This window comes from Micromonospora sp. ATCC 39149 (genome assembly GCF_000158815.1).
In the GTDB taxonomy this organism is placed as follows: Bacteria; Actinomycetota; Actinomycetes; order Mycobacteriales; family Micromonosporaceae; genus Micromonospora.
In genome coordinates this window covers 382496-403253 of record NZ_GG657738.1, presented here as the reverse complement: position 1 = coordinate 403253, position 20758 = coordinate 382496, and the positions used below count along the sequence as shown (strand labels likewise).

General features: G+C 73.7%; 16 protein-coding genes and 5 pseudogenes. 15 read left to right on the top strand and 6 right to left on the bottom strand.

Annotation, left to right across the window (positions count from 1 at the left end):
* From MCAG_RS29430 to MCAG_RS01685, 9 genes and pseudogenes are all read left to right on the top strand, one after another.
* A pseudogene (locus MCAG_RS29430) lies at positions 1–265 on the top strand (hypothetical protein); the annotation flags it as partial.
* 127 nt (positions 266–392) lie between these two features.
* Positions 393–1630, top strand: a pseudogene (egtA, locus tag MCAG_RS01720) (ergothioneine biosynthesis glutamate--cysteine ligase EgtA).
* Positions 1627–2963 (top strand): annotated as a pseudogene (gene egtB / locus MCAG_RS01715) (ergothioneine biosynthesis protein EgtB). Before egtA ends, egtB begins: the two co-directional pseudogenes overlap by 4 nt.
* A gap of 28 nt (positions 2964–2991) precedes the next feature.
* On the top strand, positions 2992–3801 hold the full coding sequence (gene egtC, locus MCAG_RS01710) for an ergothioneine biosynthesis protein EgtC (RefSeq protein ID WP_007071269.1): 810 nt from the start codon (positions 2992–2994) through the stop codon (positions 3799–3801).
* Positions 3798–4763: an L-histidine N(alpha)-methyltransferase gene (gene egtD / locus MCAG_RS01705; protein ID WP_007071268.1), complete on the top strand. Its 966-nt coding sequence runs from the start codon at positions 3798–3800 to the stop codon at positions 4761–4763. Before egtC ends, egtD begins: the two co-directional genes overlap by 4 nt.
* 227 nt (positions 4764–4990) lie before the next feature.
* Positions 4991–5578, top strand: a complete 588-nt coding sequence (locus MCAG_RS01700) for a TMEM165/GDT1 family protein (protein WP_007071267.1) — start codon at positions 4991–4993, stop codon at positions 5576–5578.
* An 87-nt stretch (positions 5579–5665) separates the two neighbouring features.
* A pseudogene (locus MCAG_RS36035) lies at positions 5666–5869 on the top strand (DUF1622 domain-containing protein); the annotation flags it as partial.
* Positions 5853–6059 (top strand): hypothetical protein, encoded by a 207-nt coding sequence (locus tag MCAG_RS01690; protein WP_007071265.1) that lies wholly within the window; start codon positions 5853–5855, stop codon positions 6057–6059. The pseudogene MCAG_RS36035 and the gene MCAG_RS01690, both read left to right, overlap by 17 nt.
* 292 nt (positions 6060–6351) lie before the next feature.
* Positions 6352–7824: a polysaccharide biosynthesis tyrosine autokinase gene (locus MCAG_RS01685; protein WP_007071264.1), complete on the top strand. Its 1473-nt coding sequence runs from the start codon at positions 6352–6354 to the stop codon at positions 7822–7824.
* On the opposite strand, the gene MCAG_RS01680 is transcribed toward MCAG_RS01685, so the two are convergent.
* Positions 7805–8359, bottom strand: a complete 555-nt coding sequence (locus MCAG_RS01680; RefSeq protein WP_036371908.1) for a protein-tyrosine-phosphatase — start codon at positions 8357–8359, stop codon at positions 7805–7807. The two genes, MCAG_RS01685 and MCAG_RS01680, sit on opposite strands and share 20 nt — an antisense overlap.
* Before the next feature lie 192 nt (positions 8360–8551).
* On the opposite strand from MCAG_RS01680, the gene MCAG_RS01675 reads away from it, so the two are divergent.
* The 3 genes from MCAG_RS01675 to MCAG_RS01665 all read left to right on the top strand — a co-directional run bounded on the left by MCAG_RS01675 (position 8552) and on the right by MCAG_RS01665 (position 12371).
* Entirely contained in the window at positions 8552–9811 is a 1260-nt protein-coding gene (locus tag MCAG_RS01675; protein ID WP_007071263.1) for a glycosyltransferase family 4 protein, read from the top strand.
* 87 nt (positions 9812–9898) lie between these two features.
* Positions 9899–11683, top strand: a complete 1785-nt coding sequence (locus tag MCAG_RS01670) for a DUF4012 domain-containing protein (RefSeq protein ID WP_036375972.1) — start codon at positions 9899–9901, stop codon at positions 11681–11683.
* A gap of 13 nt (positions 11684–11696) precedes the next feature.
* Complete coding sequence (locus MCAG_RS01665; protein ID WP_007071260.1) at positions 11697–12371, top strand: hypothetical protein; 675 nt, start codon at positions 11697–11699, stop codon at positions 12369–12371.
* Positions 12372–12463: 92 nt separating this feature from the next.
* Here MCAG_RS01665 and MCAG_RS01660 read toward each other — a convergent pair whose 3' ends face one another.
* Together MCAG_RS01660 and MCAG_RS01655 are read right to left on the bottom strand one after the other, a co-directional pair.
* Positions 12464–13888: an MFS transporter gene (locus tag MCAG_RS01660; protein WP_007071259.1), complete on the bottom strand. Its 1425-nt coding sequence runs from the start codon at positions 13886–13888 to the stop codon at positions 12464–12466.
* Complete coding sequence (locus MCAG_RS01655) at positions 13864–14100, bottom strand: hypothetical protein (RefSeq protein ID WP_007071258.1); 237 nt, start codon at positions 14098–14100, stop codon at positions 13864–13866. The genes MCAG_RS01660 and MCAG_RS01655 overlap by 25 nt, the downstream gene beginning before the upstream one ends.
* 159 nt (positions 14101–14259) lie before the next feature.
* Here MCAG_RS01655 and MCAG_RS01650 point away from each other — a divergent pair, with 159 nt between their 5' ends.
* Positions 14260–15408 (top strand): geranylgeranyl reductase family protein, encoded by a 1149-nt coding sequence (locus MCAG_RS01650; protein ID WP_007071257.1) that lies wholly within the window; start codon positions 14260–14262, stop codon positions 15406–15408.
* Positions 15409–15667: 259 nt separating this feature from the next.
* Here the strand turns inward: MCAG_RS01650 and MCAG_RS01645 are convergent, their stop codons facing one another.
* The 3 genes and pseudogenes from MCAG_RS01645 to MCAG_RS01635 all read right to left on the bottom strand — a co-directional run.
* Positions 15668–17284 (bottom strand): bifunctional UDP-sugar hydrolase/5'-nucleotidase, encoded by a 1617-nt coding sequence (locus MCAG_RS01645; protein ID WP_232290042.1) that lies wholly within the window; start codon positions 17282–17284, stop codon positions 15668–15670.
* A gap of 223 nt (positions 17285–17507) precedes the next feature.
* Positions 17508–18170: a nucleotidyl transferase AbiEii/AbiGii toxin family protein gene (locus tag MCAG_RS01640; RefSeq protein WP_036371902.1), complete on the bottom strand. Its 663-nt coding sequence runs from the start codon at positions 18168–18170 to the stop codon at positions 17508–17510.
* 83 nt (positions 18171–18253) lie between these two features.
* A pseudogene (locus tag MCAG_RS01635) lies at positions 18254–18589 on the bottom strand (hypothetical protein); the annotation flags it as partial.
* A 783-nt stretch (positions 18590–19372) separates the two neighbouring features.
* On the opposite strand from MCAG_RS01635, the gene MCAG_RS01630 reads away from it, so the two are divergent.
* Both MCAG_RS01630 and MCAG_RS01625 read left to right on the top strand, forming a co-directional pair.
* On the top strand, positions 19373–19969 hold the full coding sequence (locus MCAG_RS01630) for a hypothetical protein (protein WP_007071253.1): 597 nt from the start codon (positions 19373–19375) through the stop codon (positions 19967–19969).
* 262 nt (positions 19970–20231) lie between these two features.
* Positions 20232–20618: a protein-tyrosine phosphatase family protein gene (locus MCAG_RS01625; RefSeq protein WP_232290041.1), complete on the top strand. Its 387-nt coding sequence runs from the start codon at positions 20232–20234 to the stop codon at positions 20616–20618.
* Positions 20619–20758: the final 140 nt, after the last annotated feature.

The following is a 20758-nucleotide window of genomic DNA, read 5'->3' as shown; positions in this document are numbered from 1 at the left end:
CGCAACTGGCCGGGCTGTGTCGGTCGTAACCTGGCCACCCCGGCCGCGCAGCGCGCGCGGGTGCTGGCCACCCCCGGCGTACGCGCCCCTGGTCGTCGCCGCCGGCGGCGCCGCCGAGGTGGACGCATTCTGCCAACGCCTGGTGCCCGACGCGGGCCGCGGGCAGACGCCCACGGCCCGTCCCTCGCGCACCGGCCGCCCCACCCCGGCGGCCACCCCGGAACGTGGCGCGACCCCGGTCGCCGGCACCGCCGCCGAGGGCTGATCGCGAAACACCTGTTACGACAAGGCGAGCGGAATTCGTCTGCTAGACAGAAGATGGTCGCATCGCGGACGTCGGGGCGGGGAATGGTCACGCTGTTCCGCCTCCGGCCGAGGGAGAGGATCGTCTCGTGGTGACGTCACCGGAGCTGGACCGGACCACCCCGCTGCGAGGGGTGGACGACGCGGTCCGGCACATCGCCAGGATCTGCTTCAAGACCGGCCCGCCGACCCGCACCGGTGTGGAACTGGAGTGGACCGTGCACGACGCCGCCGACCCCGCTCGCCCGGTGGACCGCGAGCGGCTCCGGGCGGCCCTGGGGCCGCACAGCCCCACCACCATCGACGACTCCAGCCCGGCCGCACCGCTCCGGCACGGCAGCACCGTGACCGTGGAGCCCGGCGGCCAAATCGAGATATCCACCGCGCCGCGATCCTCGGTCGCCGCGTTGATCGAGGCCACGAACGCCGACATCGCCCAGGTCACCGACCTGCTCCGCCGCGCCGGCCTGCTGCTCGGGCGCACCGGCATCGACCCGTGGCGGCTGCCCCGACCGACAGTCGACACCCCGCGCTACCGGGCCATGCGATGCGTGTTCGACCGGGGCGGCCCCGCCGGCCGGACCATGATGTACAGCACCGCCGGCCTCCAGGTCTGTCTGGACGCCGGGGAACCGGCCCACGTCGCGGCCCGCTGGGCGGCCGTGCACGCCGTCGGCCCGCCGCTGCTCGCCGCGTTCGCCACCGCCGACCGGCACGCCGGCCGACGTACCGGGTGGGCGTCCGCCCGGATGGCGGCCTGGCTGGCCATCGACCCGGCCCGCACCCGCCCCGTCTGGTCGCCGCAGCAACCCGACGCGGACCCGGTGGCGGCCTGGACGGCGTACGCGCTGGCGGCCCCGCTGCTCTGCCTGCGCGACGACACCGCCGACTGGACCCCGCCGCCCGGAGTGACCTTCGGCGACTGGATCGCCGGCGCGCTGCCCCGCCCGCCCACCACCGACGACCTGGAATACCACCTGAGCACGCTGTTCCCGGTGGTGCGCCCCCGTGGATACCTGGAGATCCGCTACCTGGACACCCAGCCGGGGGCCGGACTGGCGGTTGCCGCTAGCGGTGCTCGCCCGCGCTCCTCGCCGAGCCGGGCACCGTGGCACAGGCGGTGGCCGCCGCCGGGCCGGTCGCCGACCGGTGGCACACGGCGGCTCGGCACGGCCTCGGCGACCCGCCGCTGGCGCGGGCCGCCGCCGACCTGCTCGACCTGGCGCTGGCCGCGCTGCCCCGGCTCGCCCTGCCGGCGGACCTGCACGACGAGACGACCCGAGGACTACGGCGGCGCCTGGCCGCCGCGGAGAGGGGATCCCGGTGACGACCATCCACGAACTCGGCGCGGAGCGGCTACGCGCCCGGATCGCCGCCGAGTTGGAACGGACCCGGGCCAGGACCGCCGCGCTCACCGAGGCCGTCGACGACGCCGACCTGATGCGCCAGCACTCGCCGATCATGTCCCCGCTGGTCTGGGACCTCGCGCACGTCGGCAACCAGGAGGAGCTCTGGCTGGTCCGGGACGTGGGCGGGCGCGAGCCCGTCCGGCGGGACATCGACGACCTGTACGACGCGTTCAAACAGCCCCGCCGCGACCGCCCGTCGCTGCCCCTGCTGCCGCCCGTCGAGGCCCGCGCCTACCTCGCCACCGTCCGCGACAAGGTGTACGACCTGCTCGACCGGGGTGCCGTTCACCGACCGGCCGTTGGTCGCCGACGGGTTCGCCTTCGGCATGATCGTCCAGCACGAGCAGCAGCACGACGAGACCATGCTCGCCACCCACCAGCTCCGCGTCGGCCCGCCGGCGCTGCACGCCCCGGACCCGCCCGAGCCCCGCGCCCGGGTGGCCGACGAGGTTCTGATCCCGGCCGGCGAGTTCACCATGGGCACCTCCACCGACCCGTGGGCGCTGGACAACGAGCGTCCCGCGCACCGGGTGCGCCTGCCCGCGTACGTCATCGACGCCGCTCCCGTCACCAACGGCCGCTACCGGGAGTTCATCGCCGACGGCGGGTACGACGACCCGCGCTGGTGGGGCGAGGCCGGTTGGGCGCACCGCACCGAGGCGGGGCTGACCGCCCCGATGCATTGGCGGCGCGACGGCGACGGCTGGGCGTACCAGCGGTTCGGCCGGTGGTCGCCGGTGCGCGACGACGAGCCGGTGGTGCACGTGTGCTGGTACGAGGCGCAGGCGTACGCGGCGTGGGCCGGCAAGCGGCTGCCCACCGAGGCGGAGTGGGAGAAGGCGGCCCGGTGGGACCCGGCCACCGGCCGGTCCCGCCGCTACCCGTGGGGCGACGAGGAGCCGACCGCCGAGCACGCGAACCTCGGGCAGCGGCACCTGTGGCCCGCGCCGGTGGGCGCGTACCCGGCCGGGGCGTCGCCGCTGGGCGTGCACCAACTCGTCGGCGACGTGTGGGAGTGGACCGCCAGCACGTTCCGGGGCCACCCCGGGTTCGCCGCGTTCCCCTACCGCGAGTACTCGGAGGTGTTCTTCGGCGACGACTACCGGGTGCTGCGCGGCGGCTCGTTCGGGCACCGACCGGTCCGCCTGCCGGGGGACGTTCCGCAACTTGGGACTACCCGATCCGGCGGCAGATCTTTCAGCGGATTTCCGCTGCGCCCGCGACGCCCGGCCGGACGAGTCGGGCCGGTGAGGGCCGGGCACGCCGCCGGGGCCGCCTGATGTGCCGGCACCTGGCGTACGTCGGGCCGCCGGTGAGCCTGCGTGCCCTGCTGTACGACCCGCCGCACTCCCTGGTCCGGCAGTCCTGGGCCCCCCGGGACATGCGCGGCGGCGGGACCGTCAACGCCGACGGCTTCGGCGTCGGCTGGTACCCGCCCGGCGGCGGCGCGCCGGTCCGTTACCGGCGCGGCACGCCGATCTGGGCCGACGTCACCCTGCCGGGGCTGGCCGCGACCACCACCAGCGGCGCGCTGCTGGCCGCCGTCCGGTCCGCCACCGTCGGCATGCCGGTGCTCGACACCGCCGCCGCCCCCTTCGCCGAGGGGCCGTGGCTGTTCAGCCACAACGGGGTGGTGCGTGGCTGGCCCGACGCGGTGACCAGGCTCGCCGGCCGGTTGCCCGTACGCGACCTGCTCACCCTCGACGCGCCGACCGACTCCGCGCTGCTGTGGGCCCTCGTGCGGCACCGGCTGCGCGCCGGCGGGGACCCGGCGCGGGCGGTCGCCGACACGGTGACCGAGGTCGCCGCGGCGGCCCCCGGGTCCCGGCTCAACCTGCTGCTCACCGATGGGCACACCGTCGTGGCCAGCACCGCCGGCCACGCGCTGTCGCTCCGGCAGACCCCGGGCGCGGTGCTGCTGGCCTCTGAACCGCACGACGGCGACCCCGGCTGGCAGGCGGTGCCGGACGGGCGGCTGGTGGTGGCCACGACCGCCGGGGCGCGCGTCGGCGTCCTGGCCGCCGGTGCCGGCGGCGACCGGCTAGCACAGGTGGGCAACCACACGAACGACGGAGGGGACACCCGATGAGCGCGGACCCGCTGGAGATCTACCTGGAGGAGCAGGACCTAGGCCGCAGCCTGCGCGACGACGTACGGACCGGGCTGACCGCGCGGCCGAAGTGGCTGCCGCCGAAGTGGTTCTACGACGCCCGGGGCAGCGAACTGTTCGAGGAGATCACCCGCCTGCCGGAGTACTACCCGACGCGGGCCGAGCGGTCCGTGCTGGTCGAACGGGCCGGCGAGATCGCCGAACTGACCGGGGCGAAGACCCTGATCGAGCTGGGCTCCGGCTCGTCGGAGAAGACCCGGCTGCTGCTGGACGCGTTCACCCGGCGCGGCGGGCTGGGCACCTTCGTGCCGCTCGACGTCTCGGTCAGCGCCCTGCGGCAGTCCACCGAGCAGATCGCCGCCGACTACCCCGGCCTGCGGGTACGCGGCATCGTCGGCGACTTCACCCGCCACCTCGACCGGCTGCCCACCGGCGGTCGGCGGCTGGTGGTCTTCCTCGGCGGGACGATCGGCAACCTGCTCCCCGCCGAGCGGGCTGGCTTCCTCGCCGCCATGCGCGCGTCCCTGGAGCCCGGCGACTGGCTGCTGCTCGGCACCGATCTGGTCAAGGACCCGGCGATCGTCGTGCCCGCGTACGACGACGCCGCCGGGGTGACCGCCGAGTTCAACCGCAACGTGCTGCGGGTGATCAACCGGGAGTTGGGCGCCGACTTCGATCCGGAGGCGTTCGCGCACGTCGCGCTCTGGGACCCCCGGCGGGAGTGGATCGAGATGCGGCTGCGTGCCGTGCGTCCGGTCCGGGCCCGGGTGCTCGACCTCGACGTGGAGTTCGCCGCCGGGGAGGAGCTGCGTACCGAGGTGTCGGCCAAGTTCCGCCCGGAGGGCATCGCCGCGGAGCTCACCGCCGCCGGCTTCACCGCCCGTGAGTTCTGGACCGACGCCGACGGTCTGTTCGGCGTCACTCTGGCCCGCGCCGACTGACCACCGCCCCCGGCGCCGCCCCCCCTCGGGGCGGCGCCGGGGTGGGGTAGGGTGGGGGCGCGAAGGGGAGTAGCCCCCAATGTCGTGGTCGACACACTGGTGCGTTCCGCATCCGGCCACGCGGCCCCACTGCGGTGGGGCGGGCGAGACCTTCGACCCAGGCTGTTTGCAACAGCCGGGTCGAGGGCGCCCCACACCCTCCGACCCGGTCTTTTCGGGAGGGTGTCATGGAAGGTTTCCTCGTCGCGCTGGTGGTCAGTTTCGGCGTCATCTTCGTCGCCGAACTGGGCGACAAGTCCCAGCTCATGGCGCTGACGTTCGCCACGCGGTTCAAAACGATCCCGGTGCTCATCGGCATCACGGTCGCCACCTCCGTCGTCCACCTGGCCTCGGTCGCCATCGGCCACGGGCTGGGCGCCGCCCTGCCCACCGGCTGGATCTCGCTGATCGCCGGCCTCGCGTTCCTCGGGTTCGGCGTCTGGACGCTGCGTGGGGACAAGCTCACCGAGGAGGAGAAGCGCAAGGCTGAGCGCAGCAGCAGGTCCGCCGTCGTCGCGGTCGGCGTGGCGTTCTTCCTCGCCGAACTGGGCGACAAGACGATGCTCGCCACCATCACCCTGGCCACCAAGTACGGCTGGTTCGGCACCTGGCTCGGCTCCACCCTCGGCATGGTGGCCGCCGACGCCCTGGCGATCGCGGTCGGGCGGATGCTGGGCCGGCACCTGCCCGAGCGCACCATCCGTTACGGCGCGGCGATCCTCTTCGCCGTCTGCGGGCTCTGGCTGATCTTCGAGGCCGTCGCCGAGCTCAACTGATCGCGACTACCCCTCGCCGGGCCGGGTAACGGCCCCCGGATGAGGTGGGACGAGATCCGCCGCACCGGCGACCACCTGCTAGCCGCCGTCTTCACTCCCGTCCGGCTCACCCTCGGCCGGTTCCTCGCCTTCGGGCTGGAGTTCCAACTCGCCGCCGACGTCCTGCGTACCGCCGTCGACCTGTCGTCGGACAAGGCCGAGCGCGCTGCGGAGCAGACGATCACGCCCTACCGTGAGCGAGAAGAGACATTGCAGACAGCGGGAGGAGAACGGTATGAGTCGTCACGATGAGCCCAATGAGTACGGTTTCGCCGGCGGTGCCACCGCCCCCCAGCCGCCGCCCGGCGGACGGCCCGACGAGCAGGACCTGGCTCAGGAGGTCGCGGTTCCGGGCGACGACCTCACCGAGTCGTTCAGCGACGCGGTGAGCGAGGAGACCGAGCCGGCAGAGGAGGACGAGCCGGCCGAGCGCCGCCCCTGAGTCGCCGGCGGGCCTGCGCCCGTTCACCGTCCCGGCCCGGATGCCACCCATCCGGCCGGGACGTCACCTATCCGGCCGTCCCGAGTTGTCCCAAGCACATGGAGTGGCCCAGAGTCAATTGCGCGGGCTGACCATTTATCCCTGATCACGGCTTTTCAGCGTTTTCATCCTCTACAGTCGTTTTGACCGGATGCGCTGGTGGGTCGTCGGAGTGGGGCCCGCCCGTGACTGCTGAGGGAGCTTTGGTGCTTGACATGTCGACCGCACGGATCGGACGGGGGCTTTCCGGCTGATGGACGTTCGTGATTTCCTCCGGACCGTCCGGCGTAGCTGGTGGGTGGTCCTCCTCTCGGTGATGGTGGGTCTCGCCGTGGCCGCATTGGTCACGGTTCGGGCCCAGCCCCGGTACGCGGCGTCGGTGACGTTCTTCGTCACCACCCCCAACCAGGGGGTCACCGACGCCTACCAGGGCAGCATCTTCATGCAGCAGCGCGTCAAGTCGTACGCCGACCTGCTGCAGAGCGACCGGCTGGCACAGAGCGTCGTGGCGAAGACCCCGCTCGGGCTCACCGCCGAGGAGGTGCAGGCGCGGGTCACCGCCGCCACCATCCCCGACACCGTCCTGCTGCGCGGCACCGTCACCGACACCGACGCCACCCGCGCGCTGCGGCTGACGGAGGCGCTCACCGCCCAGTTCATCGAGCTGATCAAGAGCGTGGAGGCGCCCGGTGAGGGGCGGGCCAGCACGGTCAAGGTGGAGGTGGTCAGCGGTCCGCGGGTCGGCTCCAGCCCGGTGTCGCCCAACCCGGCCCGCAACCTGGCCCTCGGCGTGCTCGCCGGCGTGCTCGCCGGCATCGGCCTAGCGGTGCTGCGGACCCGGCTGGACACCCGGCTGCGGGACGCGGCCACCCTCCAGCGCGCCACCGGCAGCCCGCTGCTCGGCGAGATCCCGTTCGACCCCGCCGCGCGTACCGCCCCGCTGATCGTCGGCGAGGCGACCACCTCGCCGCGGGCTGAGGCGGTGCGCAAGCTGCGGACGAACCTGCGTTTCGTCGACGTCCACGAGCCGGCCCGGGTGATCGCGGTGACCAGCGCGTTGCAGGGGGAGGGCAAGACGACACTCTCCTGCAACCTCGCCATCGCCCTGGCCGAGGCCGGCTGGCGGGTCGCTCTGGTCGACGCGGACCTGCGCCGGCCGAAGGTGGCCGAGTACCTCGGCCTGGAGGCCGGCGTGGGGCTGACGGACGTCCTGCTTGGCGACGTCAACGTCGGCGACGTGGTGCAGCGGTGGGGCGACAAGTCCCTGCTCGTGCTGCCCGCCGGCTCGGTGCCGCCCAACCCGAGCGAGCTGCTCGGCTCCAAGGCGATGGCGGATCTGCTGCTGGTGCTGCGGGAGTCGGCGGACATCGTGGTCATCGACACCGCTCCGCTGCGTACCGTCACCGACGGGGTGGTCGTCGCCGTCCAGGCCGACGGTGCCCTGATGGTCAGCCGCTACGGCCGCACCGACCGTGGTCAGGTCGGTGCCGCCGCGCAGGCGCTCCAGGCGGTTTCCGTGCGGCTGCTCGGCTGCGTGCTGAACATGGCCAAGCTCGGGCGTGCCGAGACGTATCAGTACGAGCGCTACCGGGTGGAGGTGCCGGTCGCGCCGGCCGCCCCGCCGAGCCGCGCCGACGCCGCGCCCGCGGCCCACACCGGCGGGTTCCTCGGCCCCGAGCAGCCGGTCGCCGACCCGACGCAGGAACTCACCCGGCTGCCTCGATGAGCGCCGCCACCGGTGCCAGCGCCCGCTCGATCTCCCGCGCGCAGCGCCGGAAGTCGGCCGGGGTGCCGCCGATCGGGTCGAGCAGGTCGTCGTCGGAGGGGGCGGCTGGTTGCAGCAGCCCCCGGGCCAGGGCCGCGGCCCGCACCGCCGCCCGCAGGGCACCGGTGTCCGTGCCGTCCGGCGTCGCGGCCGCCCCGGCGAGCCGACCGAACTGGCGCAGGGTGAAGGTGCGGTGCAGGGCGGCGGGGGCCAGCGAGACGCAGACCGACCGCTGGCGGCGGGTCGAGGTCAGCACCAGCGCGGCGTCGGCCAGGTGGGCGGCGGTCAGCGCACGGCTGCGGAACCGGGCCGGTTCGCGCCCGGTCTCGGCGGCCACCTCGGCCGCGTACGGATGCATGGGCCGGCCGTCCACGGCGTCGGTGCCGGCGCTGGCGACCTCGACCGGCAGCTTGGCCATGAGCTGGGCGGCCAGGTACTCGGCCATCGGCGAGCGACACAGGTTGGCGTGGCAGACGAACAGGATGCGGTCGGCCATCGGAGCTTCTCCCAGCGTTCTGGTCGCGGGCGGGTCCGTCGCGACGTGGGGACCGGGCCGCACCCGCCCCACCGGCGCAGCGCCGGCCGGCTCGTCGCCGGCGGGGGGCCCACCGTCGGAATCGTATGCGGCGGCCAGCGCTTTCCGTGTCCGCGCCGCGCCGGGAAGTGACCGTCGTGGTGGGAGGCCCGGGTGAGGATCGGCATCCTGTCGTACCACTTCCCACCGGAGCCGGCGTTCGTTCCCGGAAGCCTCGCCGAGCAGCTGGCCGCGCGTGGCCACGACGTCCGGGTCCTGACCGGATTCCCTGACTACCCGGGCGGCCACGTCTATCCGGGCTGGCGGCAGCGGTGGCGGTACGAGACCCGCAGCGAGCGGCTCGCGGTGCGGCGGGTGCCGCGCTGGTCGGGCGGGGACGGTGCCGTGCGCGCCCGGGTGGCGGGCTGGCTCTCCTTCGCCGCGAGCGCCGCCACGATCGGGCGGGGCCACCTGGCCGGCGTCGACGCGCTCTACGTCCACCAGCTCCCCGCGGCGACCTTCGCCGCGGTCGGCCTGCTACGGCTGCTGGGCGCGGTGCCGACGGTGCTGCACGTGCAGGACGTACACCCGGAGCTGGACGCCCAGGGCGCGACGCCGACCTCCTGGGCCGCCCGGGTGGCCGCCGCCACCCGGTGGCTCTACCGCTCGGTCGACGTCGTCGCGGTCGCCGCGCCCGGCATGCGCGACCTGGTGGTCGCCGGCGGCGCCGATCCGGGGCGGGTGCGGGTGGTGCTCAACTGGACCGACGAGCGGCTGTTCCACCCGGCCGAGCCGACCCGGGAGGCCCGCCGCCTGGTCCGGGGCGACGGCCGCTGCGTGGTGATGCACGCCGGCACGATCGGCGCCCGGCACGGGTTGGAGACGGCCGTGCGCGCCGCCGCGCCGCTGCGGGGCACCATGGACCTGGTCGTGGTCGGGTCGGGCCCGGACGAGGCGCGGGTCCGGGGGCTCGCCGCCGAGCTGGGCACCGACAACGTCCGCTTCGTCGCGCGGCGCTCGCCCCTGGAGATGTCCGACCTGTACGCCGCCGCCGACTACCAGTTGGTGACGCTGCGCGACCTGCCGGAGCTGAGCGCGACGGTGCCCGGCAAGCTTCAGGCCGCGTTCGGCTGCGCGTCGCCGGTGGTGGCCTCCGCCCGAGGCGACACGGTCGAGATCGTGGAACGCGCCCGGGCGGGGCTCTCCTGCCCGCCTGAGGACTGGGCCACGCTGGCCGACCGGTTCTGGCTGGCCGCCACCATCCCGCCGGCAGCCCGACGGGAGATGGGCCGCCGCGGCCGGGAGGCGTACCTGCGCGACATGTCCCTGCGCGGCGGGGTGGACCGCGTCGAGCAATTGCTCCACGAGGCCGCCGCCGCGCGACGCAGTCGTCCGTCCGTCGGGCAGGAACCACGGACGGAATCGCGGGCGTAAAAACCCCATAAAGCCGCGTAGCGGACAAGGTCTGTGCTAAAAAACGATGAATCATCATTTATGTCCGTTTCGTGGAGTGAGGTGGGCGTGAGCGACACAGAGCAGCCTCGCCGCGCAGGGCGCAGGTCCCGGCGGCGCGTCAAGGCCCGGGTACGACGTGCCCTGCTCGCCGGCCTGATCGTCGCCTCGCTGGTGCTGCTGAGCGTCGGCTGGGTGGGCTTCCGGGGCTGGCAGGCGCGAACGCACCTGCTCAACGCCGCCGCGCTGGCCCAGCAGCTCAGCTCCGAGGTGGTGGGAGCCGACATCGAGCGGGCCCAACGAACCCTGTCGGCCCTTCAGGACCAGGCCGGCGCGGCCCGCGAGGCCACCGGCGACCCGGGCTGGCGGATCAGCCAGCACGCCCCGTACGCCGGGGACGACCTCGCCGCGGTGCGCCAGATCGCGGTGGCGATCGACGACCTCGCCCGCGGCGCGTTCCCCACGCTGCTGCGCACCGACCTGTCGACCCTGCTACCCGGCAAGGGCCGGCTGGACGTGCACCGGCTGAAGGCCGTCACGGCGGAACTCACCGCCACCGACCAGGTGGTCCAGCGCACCCGCGACCGCCTCGTGGCCGTACCCACCGGTGCCCTGGTCGAGCCGGTGCGCGACGCCGTGGCCGAGCTGCGTACGGAGATCGACCGGCTGGCCTCGCTCACCCGGGCCGCCGACCGCGCCGCCCGGCTGCTGCCGCCCCTGCTCGGCGCGGGCGGCCCGCGCAGCTACCTGATGGTGTCCCAGAACCCGGCGGAGCTGCGCGCCACCGGCGGCATGTTCGGCGCGTACGCCCTGATCGAGGCCAACGACGGCAAGCTGCGGATGGGCGCCCAGGGCACCAGCGCCAAGCTGGGACTCTTCGACCCGGCCCTGAAGCTCAAGCCGGAGATCCGCAACCTCTACACCGACCTGCCGGGGATGTACCCGGCGGATGTCAACCTGACCCCGCACTTCCCGACCGCCGCCGCGCTGTTCCGCCAGATGTACCGCGAACGCAGCGGCAGGACGGTCGACGGCGTACTCGCGGTCGACCCGGTGGTGCTGTCCTACCTGCTCAAGGCCACCGGACCGGTGTCGGTGCCGGGCCACTCCACCCTGGTCAGCGAGAAGGTGGTCCGGACGCTGCTGTCCGACACGTACCAGCGGATGGAGGCGAAGGCGCAGGACGACTTCTTCGCCGCCTCGGCGGTGGCCGTCTTCGACACCTTCTTCACCCGCGACGTAGACCCTCGGGCGTACCTGTCCGCGCTGGACCGGGCCATCACTGAACGGCGTGTCCTGTTCTGGAGCGCCCACCCGGAGGAACAGCGGGTCATCGACGGCAACCGGCTGGCCGGCTCGCTGCCGGAGCAGGAGGCCGTGCCCACGGTCGGCGTGTTCCTCAACGACGGCAGCGGCGCGAAGCTCGGCTACTACCTGCGGCCGGCGGCGACACTGGCCGTCGGGCCGTGCCGCCCCGACGGCCGCCGTGAGCTGCGGCTGCGCGTCACCCTGCACTCCACCGCGCCGGAGCGCGGGCTGTCGGAGTCCGTGCTCGGCCTCGGCCTCGCCGGCGATCCGTACACCGCCCGCACGCTCGTCTCCGTGCACAGCCCTGCTGGCGGCGCGGTGCTGCGTACCCGGCTCGACGGCACCGAGGTGCCCGTCGGCAGCGGCACCGAGCGGCGCCGGCAGGTCGTCATCGCCAACGTCGAGGTACGCCCCGGCACCACCCGAGCCCTTGAGGTCGACGTGCTGACCGGCAGGACCGGCAGCGGAGAGGGCGACCTCTGGCTCACCCCGACCGCCACCCCATGGACCACCCAAATTGATCCCGCACCACACTGCGACCAGTAGGAGGGAACCCATCATGCGGCTATCCCGCATCATCATGGCGCTCACGATCGGCCTCGCCGTCGTGTCCGCGCCGAGCGCGGCGGGGGCGGCGCAGCCGCAGCCGACACCGTCGCCGACAGGCTCGCCACAGACGACGCCGTACCCACCGCAGCCCCCGGTGCTGACGGTGAACCCGTCGACGATCTTCGTCGGCGAGACGACCACCCTCGTCGGTGCCGGGTTCGGCCCCAACGAGGTCGTCGAGATCACCGTCACGATCACGCCGTTGGCCGCCGGCCTGCCCGGTCAGGCATCGGCGCGTCGCAGCGACGGCAGCACCGTCGCGATGGCGCCGGTGGCGTTCCGGGCGGCCGCCCCGACGCACTTCACGGTCGTGACCGACGCCGCAGGGAGGTTCACCACCACCTACACGCCGGACACTCCCGGGCAGTACCTGTTCACCGCGGTCGGCCAGACCACGGGCAGGACGGCGAGTGCCACGTTGACGGTGCTCCCGAAGCCCCAGCCGACGCCGACGAAGACGTTCAAGCCCCGGCCGCCACACCATGGCGGCAAGCTGCCCGTGACGGGTGACAGTCTGGGCACCCCGCTCGCGGTCGGCGGTGGCCTGGTCGGGGTCGGCGTGGTGCTGATGCTCGCCGGCCTGGCCTGGCGTCGTCGGGGACGCTTCGGCGGGTCGACGCGCTGACCGTCCTGAGCCGGGCAGTGCCCGAGCCGCACCGATGACGGTGCCCGCCCAGGCGACCCCTGGGCGGGCACCGTCGCTTGCCGCCGTCCCGCCTACCCCCGGTCGAGCAGCGCGGCGAGCAGGGCGAGCGCGATGATCCCCATGGCCAGCAGCAGCGAGTGCCGCAACGCCGACGACCAGTCCCCGCCGCTGCCCGACAGCGCCGAGAAGAAGGCCGAACCGACGGCGGCGATGCCGGCCGCGGAGCCGATCCGCTGGCCCGTCTGGAGCATCCCGGCCCCGCTGCCGGCCTGCGGCACCGGCACCTGGGCCAGGGTGAGGATCTGGTTGGGAGCGATGACCAGGCCGCTGCCCAGCCCGGCGATCAGCAGCGGCCCGGCGATCAGCAGCGGAATCGGCCCGTGCGGGTCGCTGCGCAGCACGAACTCCACCGCGCCCAGGCCGAGCACCACGACCAGCAGGCCGACGGCGACCAGCGGGCGACCGTACCGGTTGACGAGCCGACCGCCGATCGCGGACGCGGCGGCGGCCCCGAGGGCGAAGGGCGTGATGGTCAGGCCCGCGACCAGCGGGCGGTAGCCGAGGCCGTTCTGCAGGTAGAGCGTGAGGACGAAGAAGATCGCGGTGAACCCGCCGAAGTACATCAGCGCGATCAGCGACCCCAGGGCGTACGAGCGGAAGCCGAACAGCCCCAGGTCGAACAGGGGAGTCCCGTGCCGGGCGTACCGGCGTTCCCAGCGCCCGAAGGCGGCGAGCGCGGCCACACCAGCGGGGAGCAGGGCCCACTTCCAGGGGCTGTGCCACTGCCCCTGCTGCACGAGCGGCAGCAACAGGAGCACGACGCCGACGCCGAGCAGCAGCACCCCGATCGGGTCGAGGCGGTGCCCGTCCGGTGCCCCCGCCGGCCGTGTTGGCAGCAGCCGCCAGCCGAGGACGACCGCGACGACGCCCACCGGGACGTTGGCGAAGAAGACCCAACGCCAGCCGTCCTGCTCGCCGCCGAACGCGATCAGCAACCCGCCGAGCAGCGGCCCGACCGCGGTGGAGATGCCGATGGTCGCGCCGAGCAGTCCGAACGGGCGGCCCCGTTCGGCGCCCCGGAAGAGCTCCTGGATCAGGCCGGTGACCTGTGGGTTGACGATGCCGGCGGCGGCTCCCTGCACCAGCCGGGCCGCGACCAGCCAGCCGGGGGAACTGGCGAGCCCGGCCAGGGCGCTGGTCAGGGTGAACAGGGCGATCCCGAGGACGAACGCGTTGCGTCGGCCCCGGGCATCGCCGAAGCGGCCGGCCGGCACCAGCGCCAGACCGAACGTGAGGGCGTACCCGGACAGGATCCACTGAAGGTCGCTCGGTGTCGCGCGGAGCGCGCGGTCGATCGACGGGACCGCCACGTTGACGATGCTCACGTCGAGCAGCGTCATGAAGGCGGCGACCAGGCTGACCCCGAGTGCCTTCCACCGACGCCGCTCGTCGACCTGACGCGTCGTACGGGTCACGCCATCTGGCGGGCGCACCACCGCGGGCCGAAGTCCAACCCGGCCATCGGGGAGTCCTCCCGGTGCAGGAGGTTCTTCTCGGTCAGCAGGCGCAGGGGAGCGTGGACCTCCTCCTCGGTCAGGCCCGACTCCTGCGCGATCAGGTCGGGGTAGGGCACCTGCCCGCGGGCCTCGAGCGCGGCCACCGCCTCGTACACCCGCTCCTCGACGTCGGACAGACGTACCTGCTGCATGGCTTCCTCCTCGACGTGACCGCCCGCGCGGCGGGCGGATCTGCGCTGCGCGGTTACCCGCCGGCCCGCCGTTGATGCCCGCTCTCGCGCCGGATTCCCGACGCGGCGTACCGGATGCGCCGCCCGGCTTTCCGGCGGGCCGTGCCCTAGGCTGCAACCGTGATCAACTGGGACCTTGTCGTCGTCGGCGGCGGCCCGGCCGGGCTCTCCGCCGCCCACGTCGCGGCCACCGCCGGGCTACGCACCCTGGTCGTTGAGCGCGCCGCGCACCCCCGGTACAAGACCTGCGGCGGCGGGCTGATCGGCACCTCCCTCGCGGCCGTCGCCGGCCGGATCGACGTGCCCGTGCACGACCGGGTGGACCGGGTGACGTTCACCCGGGACGGGCGGCGCGGGTTCACCCGCCGGCACGGCGACGGGCCGCTGATAGCGATGGTGCGCCGCGACGAGTTCGACGACCGGCTGCGGGCCGCCGCCGTCGCCGCCGGGGCCGAGCTGCGCGAACGGGTCGCGGTGCGCGCCGTGGAGCAGGACCCCGATCGGGTACGTCTGCGCCTCGCCGACGGCGACGTCGTGTACGCGCGTACGGTGATCGGCGCGGACGGGTCCTCCGGGGTGACCGCCCGGCACGTCGGCGTCCGGTACCGGCAGGTCGACCTCGGCCTCGAACTGGAGCTTCCGGTGCCCGAGCCGCACCGGCGGCGCTGGCGCGGCCGGCTGCTGCTGGACTGGGGGTCGATCCCCGGCTCGTACGCGTGGGTGTTCCCGAAGGGCGACCGGCTCACCGTGGGCGTCATCGCCGGCCGGGGCGCGGGGGAGCGGACCCGGCAGTACCTGCGCGACTTCGTCTGCCGGCTCGGCCTGTCCGGGGTGAGCCCGGAACACGACTCCGGGCACCTGACCCGGTGCCGGGCCGAGGACTCGCCGCTGCGCCATGGCCGGGTGCTGGTGGCCGGCGACGCGGCCGGCCTGCTGGAGCCGTGGAGCCGGGAGGGCATCAGCTACGCGCTGCGCTCCGGTGCGCTCGCCGGGGCCGCCGTCGTCGCCGGCGACCTGGACGGCTACCGGCGGGCCGTGGACCGGGACCTGGTGCCGCCCATGCGCGCCGGGCACCGGCTGCTGGAGGTGTTCTCCCGCCGGCCGGACGTCTTCCACGCCCTGCTGGCCACCCCGCCCGGGTGGCGGATGTTCGTCCGGTTCTGCCTGGGCCGGGCGAGCTTCGACGAGACGCTGACCCGCGCCCCGGTGCGGGCGGCGCTGGCGCTGCTGGACCGGCTGCCGCCGGCCAGGTCGGCGGGTGACCGGTGAGGGCGCGGTGTGAGCGGGGCGACGCTGGCGGGCCGGGGACGGTCGCCTCCGGCCCGCCAGCGGGCCGGGGTCAGAAGACCGGCGTGCCCTCGCGGACCAGCCTCCAGTTCGGCACGAAGAAGTCGGCCGGGTCGATGGTGCCCTTGGCCTGGGCCCAGTCGATGAGGAGTTGGCCGGATCTCCCTGGCTGCGCGTTGTAGACCCTGCGTCTTCACGATGCCCCGGGGAAAGTTGCCGCCACCGCTGCGCCGGTAGTTGTTCACCGCGACCACGAACTGGGCGGTCGGCGGCGACCGGGGTGTCGGTGCCGGGCAGGACCAGACGGGTGATCCGCTGGCCGACGGGCCCGGCTGACGTCGATGTCGTAGTCGAGGCCGGAGAAGACGTCGTAGTTGTAGTCCGGCACGGCCGGGTCGCTGATCGTCGCCGGGTCGACGGGCGCACCGACCGCGAGGGTCGCGAAGTACTTCGCCGAGTACTCCAGGTAGGCGCGGACCTCGGCGCCGGTGAGGACCACCGCCTCCAGGGTGTTGTCGAAGACGTACAGCCCGGCCACGTCGCGGATCCGCACGTCACCGGCGGGGAAGACGGCCGTGCGGCTGAACGGTGCCGCGATCGACAGCACCGGCAGGCCCGCGTACGCCGTGCCGGCCAGCGCCCCCGTGACCACCTCGGTCTGAACGTGGTTGATGAAATCCAGGATCGGGGTGTCCCGGTACCGCGACTCGGCCGCCGACAGCTCCACCGTCGACCGGGCGACCACCGTGTTGACGTACGAGACGGTCTTGGTGTGCTGGCCGCGCACGGCCGCGAGCACCGCCGGGTCCTCGACCACCGTGTTGGTGTTCAGCATGGTCGCGCGCTTCGACACGACCTTCCAGCAGCCCCGCTCGCGGGTGAGGATGAAGTCCATCCGGGTCAGGCGCTGACCCCACTTGGACGGCTCGGAGAGCAACACCTGCGCGCCGGTGCGCTGGTTCGTCACGAACTTCTCGACGACCTCGGTGTGGGCGTGGCCGAACAGGATCGCGTCGATGCCCGGAACCTGCTCGGCGATCATCGTGCACGGGTTCTCGTTGGGCAACTCGGGGCCGTAGCTGGAGGTGCCGCTGTCGCCGCCGTGCGCGGAGACGATGACGAGGTCGGCGCCGCGCGCCCGCATCACCGGCACCCACTTCGCGGCGCTCTCCACCATGTCGGTGAAGATGAGCTTGCCCTCGACGTTGGCCTTGTCCCAGATCGCCACGCCCGGGTTGGTGAGGCCGAGGATGCCGACCTTCAGGCTCGGCGCGCCGGGCCCGCCGAGCCGGATCTCCTTGATCACGTACGGTAGGTACGCCGGCTTGCCCGTCGCCTCGTTGACGGCGTTCGCGGCGAGTGCCGGGAAGCCGAGCTGACTGATCCACTTTGCCAGCAGCGGCAGGCCGTAGTTGAACTCGTGGTTGCCCAGCGTCACCGCGTCGTACTTCAGGATGTTCATGGCGTTGGCCATCGGGTGCGTCTCACCGGTGGAGGTGATCGGCTCCTGCTTGGCGTAGTACGTCGCCAGCGGGGTGCCCTGGATCGTGTCGCCCGCGTCGAGGACCAAGGTGGCGCTGCCCTTACGCTCGGCACGGATCTGGCTGACCAGGGTGGCCAGCTTCGCGACGCCGACGTCGTTGTGCTTGCTGTCGTCGTACTCGGCGTCCCGGTAGTAGTCCCAGTTGTAGACGTTGCCGTGCGTGTCCGAGGTGCCCAGGACGGTGAGGTCCCAAGTCTTCGGTCCCTTCTTCGACCCGGCCGCCCGGGCGGGGGCGGCGGCGATCAGGGGCGCCGTCGCGGCAGCGGCCGCGACGGCCAGCACCTGGCGGCGCGAGGCGCCGGAGGAGGAGGTCATAAGGTGCCTTTCCAGGGGAAACAGACGTGCGCCTTCTGGGCGCCGTTGCGCACCATAACGAGCCGGCGTCACTCCTGCCACAGCGACCCGAACGCCCGTCGCGTCGGTGCGGGCCGCCCGCCCCTGCGGCGGGCGTCAGCGGGGCCAGTCGGCCGTGGGGCGAGTGCACCGGGACGCCCGCCTCTGCGGCGAGCGGCAGCGGGCTTTCCGCCCTGCGGGGGCGTCAGCGGGGCCAGTCGGCCAGTCGGGCCCGTAGCCGGGCGACCTGGGCCGCGTCCAGCCCGTACCGGGCGAAGCGTCGGTCGGGCAGGCGGTCCAGGTAGTGGCCGGCGGCGCGCACGTCCTGCGGATCCAGCGCGGGGTCGAGCTGCCGGGCCAGGTCGAGCACCTCCGCGACCGAGTAGTGTTCCAGGACCGCCGCCACGTCGATGAAGTCCCGGACCTCCCTCCGGTTGACCAGCGCCGCCGTCTTGTTGGCCACCAGATCGCGAACGTCCATCACCGGCCCGAGGTCCATCACCACCGGGCTGCGGTACCGGTCGAGCCGGCCCAGGCTCAGCCGGATCCGGCGCGACCCCCGGCCCACCACGAAGTCCCTCATGTCACGGTCGAACCCGGCGAACAGCTCCGCCAGATCGCTGTCCGGGTCGGCGTCGGTCACCTCGAACCCGGCGCGCTCCAATGCCGTACGCACCCCCGCCGCCGCCGCCGCGGCAGCCCCCTCGACGTCGGCGAAAAGGTCCACGTCCTCCGTCGGGCGGGAGAACAGGCCATGTGCGGCCCAGGCCACGCCGCCGCCCAGCACGAACCGGTGCCGCCCGGCGACCGACAGGGCCACCCGGGCGACCTCGCGGTAGAAATCGTCCGGCGGCGCTACGCCGGTCACGCCGTCCGGAAAGCCGGGCGGCAGCCCGGGACCGCCTGGCCGCCGCCCGGGACTGCCTGGCGCTGTCGGTGGGCCTGCCCGCCGCGCAGGACCCGGTGCCGGTGCTCCCACGCCTCGCGGACCCCACGGGGCAGGTTGAGCAGGCACCAGACCTGGCGCAGCAGGTAGCCGTTGACCAACTCGCGCAGGTCGGCCGCGCGGGTGGTCTCACGCAGGACGTTCTCGTACATCCAGAGCAGGTCGTCGGGGTCGCCGAGGTCGAAGGTGCGGTTCGCGCTCCACATCAGGCGTACGGGCAGCTCGACGACACCCCGGGTCGGACCCGTCAACTCGGTCAGGGTGGCGGTGACGACAGCGGGGCGGCCCGGGCGGGCCAGGAAGGCCCCGCCGGTCGCGGTGGGGGAGACGACGCCCTGCATGCTGTCAGGGTAGCGCCTGGTCGGGCCGGTGCGATGCCACCGGGGCCGGCGACCCGGCGTACCGGTTGGCGTTGACGCGGCGCGACCGGCGAGCCCGGCAGGACCGGATGAGGTGGCGCGACCGGGGCGGGCGAAACGGCGCGACCGGTGACGCGGTGCGCTCCCGCGCCCGTCGCGCGGGCTCTGCGTTGATCGACTCCGTGTCCGCCAGATGGGGGCATCCGGCCCGCCCGCATGCCCCCATACCGCCGGTATGGAGTCGATCACCCGACCCGTCAGGCCCGCCCTGGGGCGATTGTCCGATCCGTCCCAGGGGGCTGGGTGGGCGTGGCCGTAGACGCCCCCGCCCGACCGGCCCCCCCGGGGGGGTGACCGCCGGCACCCCGACCGTGGAATGACGGCCCGGCCGGGGTCGTTACACCTGACAGACGATCGAGCAGAACCCCGCCCCACCGCCCCTTTCGCGGAAACGGGCACCCGGCGACCACCCCGGGCGGGGAGCCACCCCGGTGGAATGCGCACCGGCCGACGGTCGTCACACCGCGACCGGCCACCACCAGCCACCCCTGGCAGACCGGCCCCCTCCCCACTGCGCTCCCCGCGACTTACCCCGCTCCGCCCCCCGCTCTGCTCGCCGCGACTTTCCCGCTCTGCTCGCCGCGACTTTCCCGCTTCAGGCCTGTTTCCCCGCTTCAGGCTTGCCTGCCGTTGTTCGGGCGCCTCGACGTGGTGCACACACCCACCCCCCCGGGTAGGTGTCGACCCCCGATTGGAGTCACCCCCATGAACACGACGATCCTGCGCAACAGCATCCTCGGCATCGCCGGCCTCGCCTTCGCCGGTGGCCTCGCCGCCGGCCCCCTGCACCACACCGACACCACCACCGCCGACACCCGCCCCGTCGCCGCCATCCAGACCGACAAGGCAAACACCGTGGACACCACCAAACTCATCCCCCACGGCGTACAGGGCACCCAGTCCCACATCAACCTCAACACCGAACAGACCGCCAACGTCAAGGCCATCATCGCCGCCACGAAGAAGACCGGCCTCGACGAACGAGCCGCCGTGATCTCCATCGCCACCGCCCTGCAGGAATCGAAGCTGGAGAACCTCGGCCACCTCGGCGACCGCAACGACCACGACTCCCTCGGCCTGTTCCAGCAACGCCCCTCCAGCGGCTGGGGCACCCCCGAACAGATCACCAACCCCGAATACGCCACCACCGCGTTCCTCAAGGGCCTGCGACAGGTCGACGGCTGGCAGAACATGCCCCTGACCGACGCCGCCCAGACCGTCCAGGTCTCGGCCTACCCCGACGCATACGCCCAATGGGAACAGCAGGCCGCCGACCTCGTCACCCAGCACTGGAACAACTGACCCACACACACCACCCACACCCACACGCACACAGGCACAGGCACAGGCACCGACACACCACCGGCCGGGCCCCCACACACAGGGGACCCGGCCGGCCGGCACCCCGGACCCGACCAGACACCCCCGACCCGACGCACGCGGCACCCCCGACCCGAAACCCCGCCCCGGAGCAACCCGACAGCGAGGCTCATCAGGCGACGCTTCCTTCGGGTTGGAGAATGAGGGGGTCGATGGGGTGGCGGGTTGGGGCGGGAGTCCCGGGGTGGTCGTACTGCCGGGCGGGGCATTCGTGCGTGGGCGTCGCGTCGGCGACGTGGCCACGCCCGCCGACTTCGCGCTGTTGCTGGCGCCGGGCCCGGCACCAGCCTGGGCGCACCGGCGGATCCGCTGGCCCGACTTCCTGCTGCCGCTGGACCGGGCTGACGCGCTGGACGCGCTGCGGGAGGCGTTGCGCCGGGCATACGCGGGGCAGCGGGTCGAGGTGGCCTGCCTCGGCGGCATCGGCCGAACCGGCACGGCGCTGGCGGCGCTCGCCGTGCTCGACGGGCTGCCGGCGGACCGGGCGGTGGAGTGGGTACGCGAGCACTACCACCCGCGGGCGGTGGAGACGCCCTGGCAGCGGCGCTGGGTGCGGCGGTTGTCGCGCTGAGCGCCGAGCCCGGTGCGCACGCACACGGGGGCAGTCACGTTCTACGGCCTGCCGCGTTCTGTCTGGTATCGGGTCGTCAACCGGGCGGCCGGACGACGACGGGAGTGGGCTGATGTCATTTGTCGCGGTGCTGGTCGGGT

What these genes read in the sequence shown, in the direction of transcription:
- MCAG_RS01680 (WP_036371908.1), bottom strand. Translation starts at nt 8,359, where the DNA reads ATGGCCGACCGCATCCTGTTCGTCTGCCACGCCAACCTGTGTCGCTCG.
- MCAG_RS01655 (WP_007071258.1), bottom strand. Translation starts at nt 14,100, where the DNA reads ATGCAGCAGGTACGTCTGTCCGACGTCGAGGAGCGGGTGTACGAGGCG.
- MCAG_RS01685 (WP_007071264.1), top strand. Translation starts at nt 6,352, where the DNA reads ATGGACGTTCGTGATTTCCTCCGGACCGTCCGGCGTAGCTGGTGGGTG.
- MCAG_RS01665 (WP_007071260.1), top strand. Translation starts at nt 11,697, where the DNA reads ATGCGGCTATCCCGCATCATCATGGCGCTCACGATCGGCCTCGCCGTC.
- egtD (WP_007071268.1), top strand. Translation starts at nt 3,798, where the DNA reads ATGAGCGCGGACCCGCTGGAGATCTACCTGGAGGAGCAGGACCTAGGC.
- MCAG_RS01690 (WP_007071265.1), top strand. Translation starts at nt 5,853, where the DNA reads ATGAGTCGTCACGATGAGCCCAATGAGTACGGTTTCGCCGGCGGTGCC.
- MCAG_RS01645 (WP_232290042.1), bottom strand. Translation starts at nt 17,284, where the DNA reads ATGACCTCCTCCTCCGGCGCCTCGCGCCGCCAGGTGCTGGCCGTCGCG.
- MCAG_RS01630 (WP_007071253.1), top strand. Translation starts at nt 19,373, where the DNA reads ATGAACACGACGATCCTGCGCAACAGCATCCTCGGCATCGCCGGCCTC.
- egtC (WP_007071269.1), top strand. Translation starts at nt 2,992, where the DNA reads ATGTGCCGGCACCTGGCGTACGTCGGGCCGCCGGTGAGCCTGCGTGCC.
- MCAG_RS01700 (WP_007071267.1), top strand. Translation starts at nt 4,991, where the DNA reads ATGGAAGGTTTCCTCGTCGCGCTGGTGGTCAGTTTCGGCGTCATCTTC.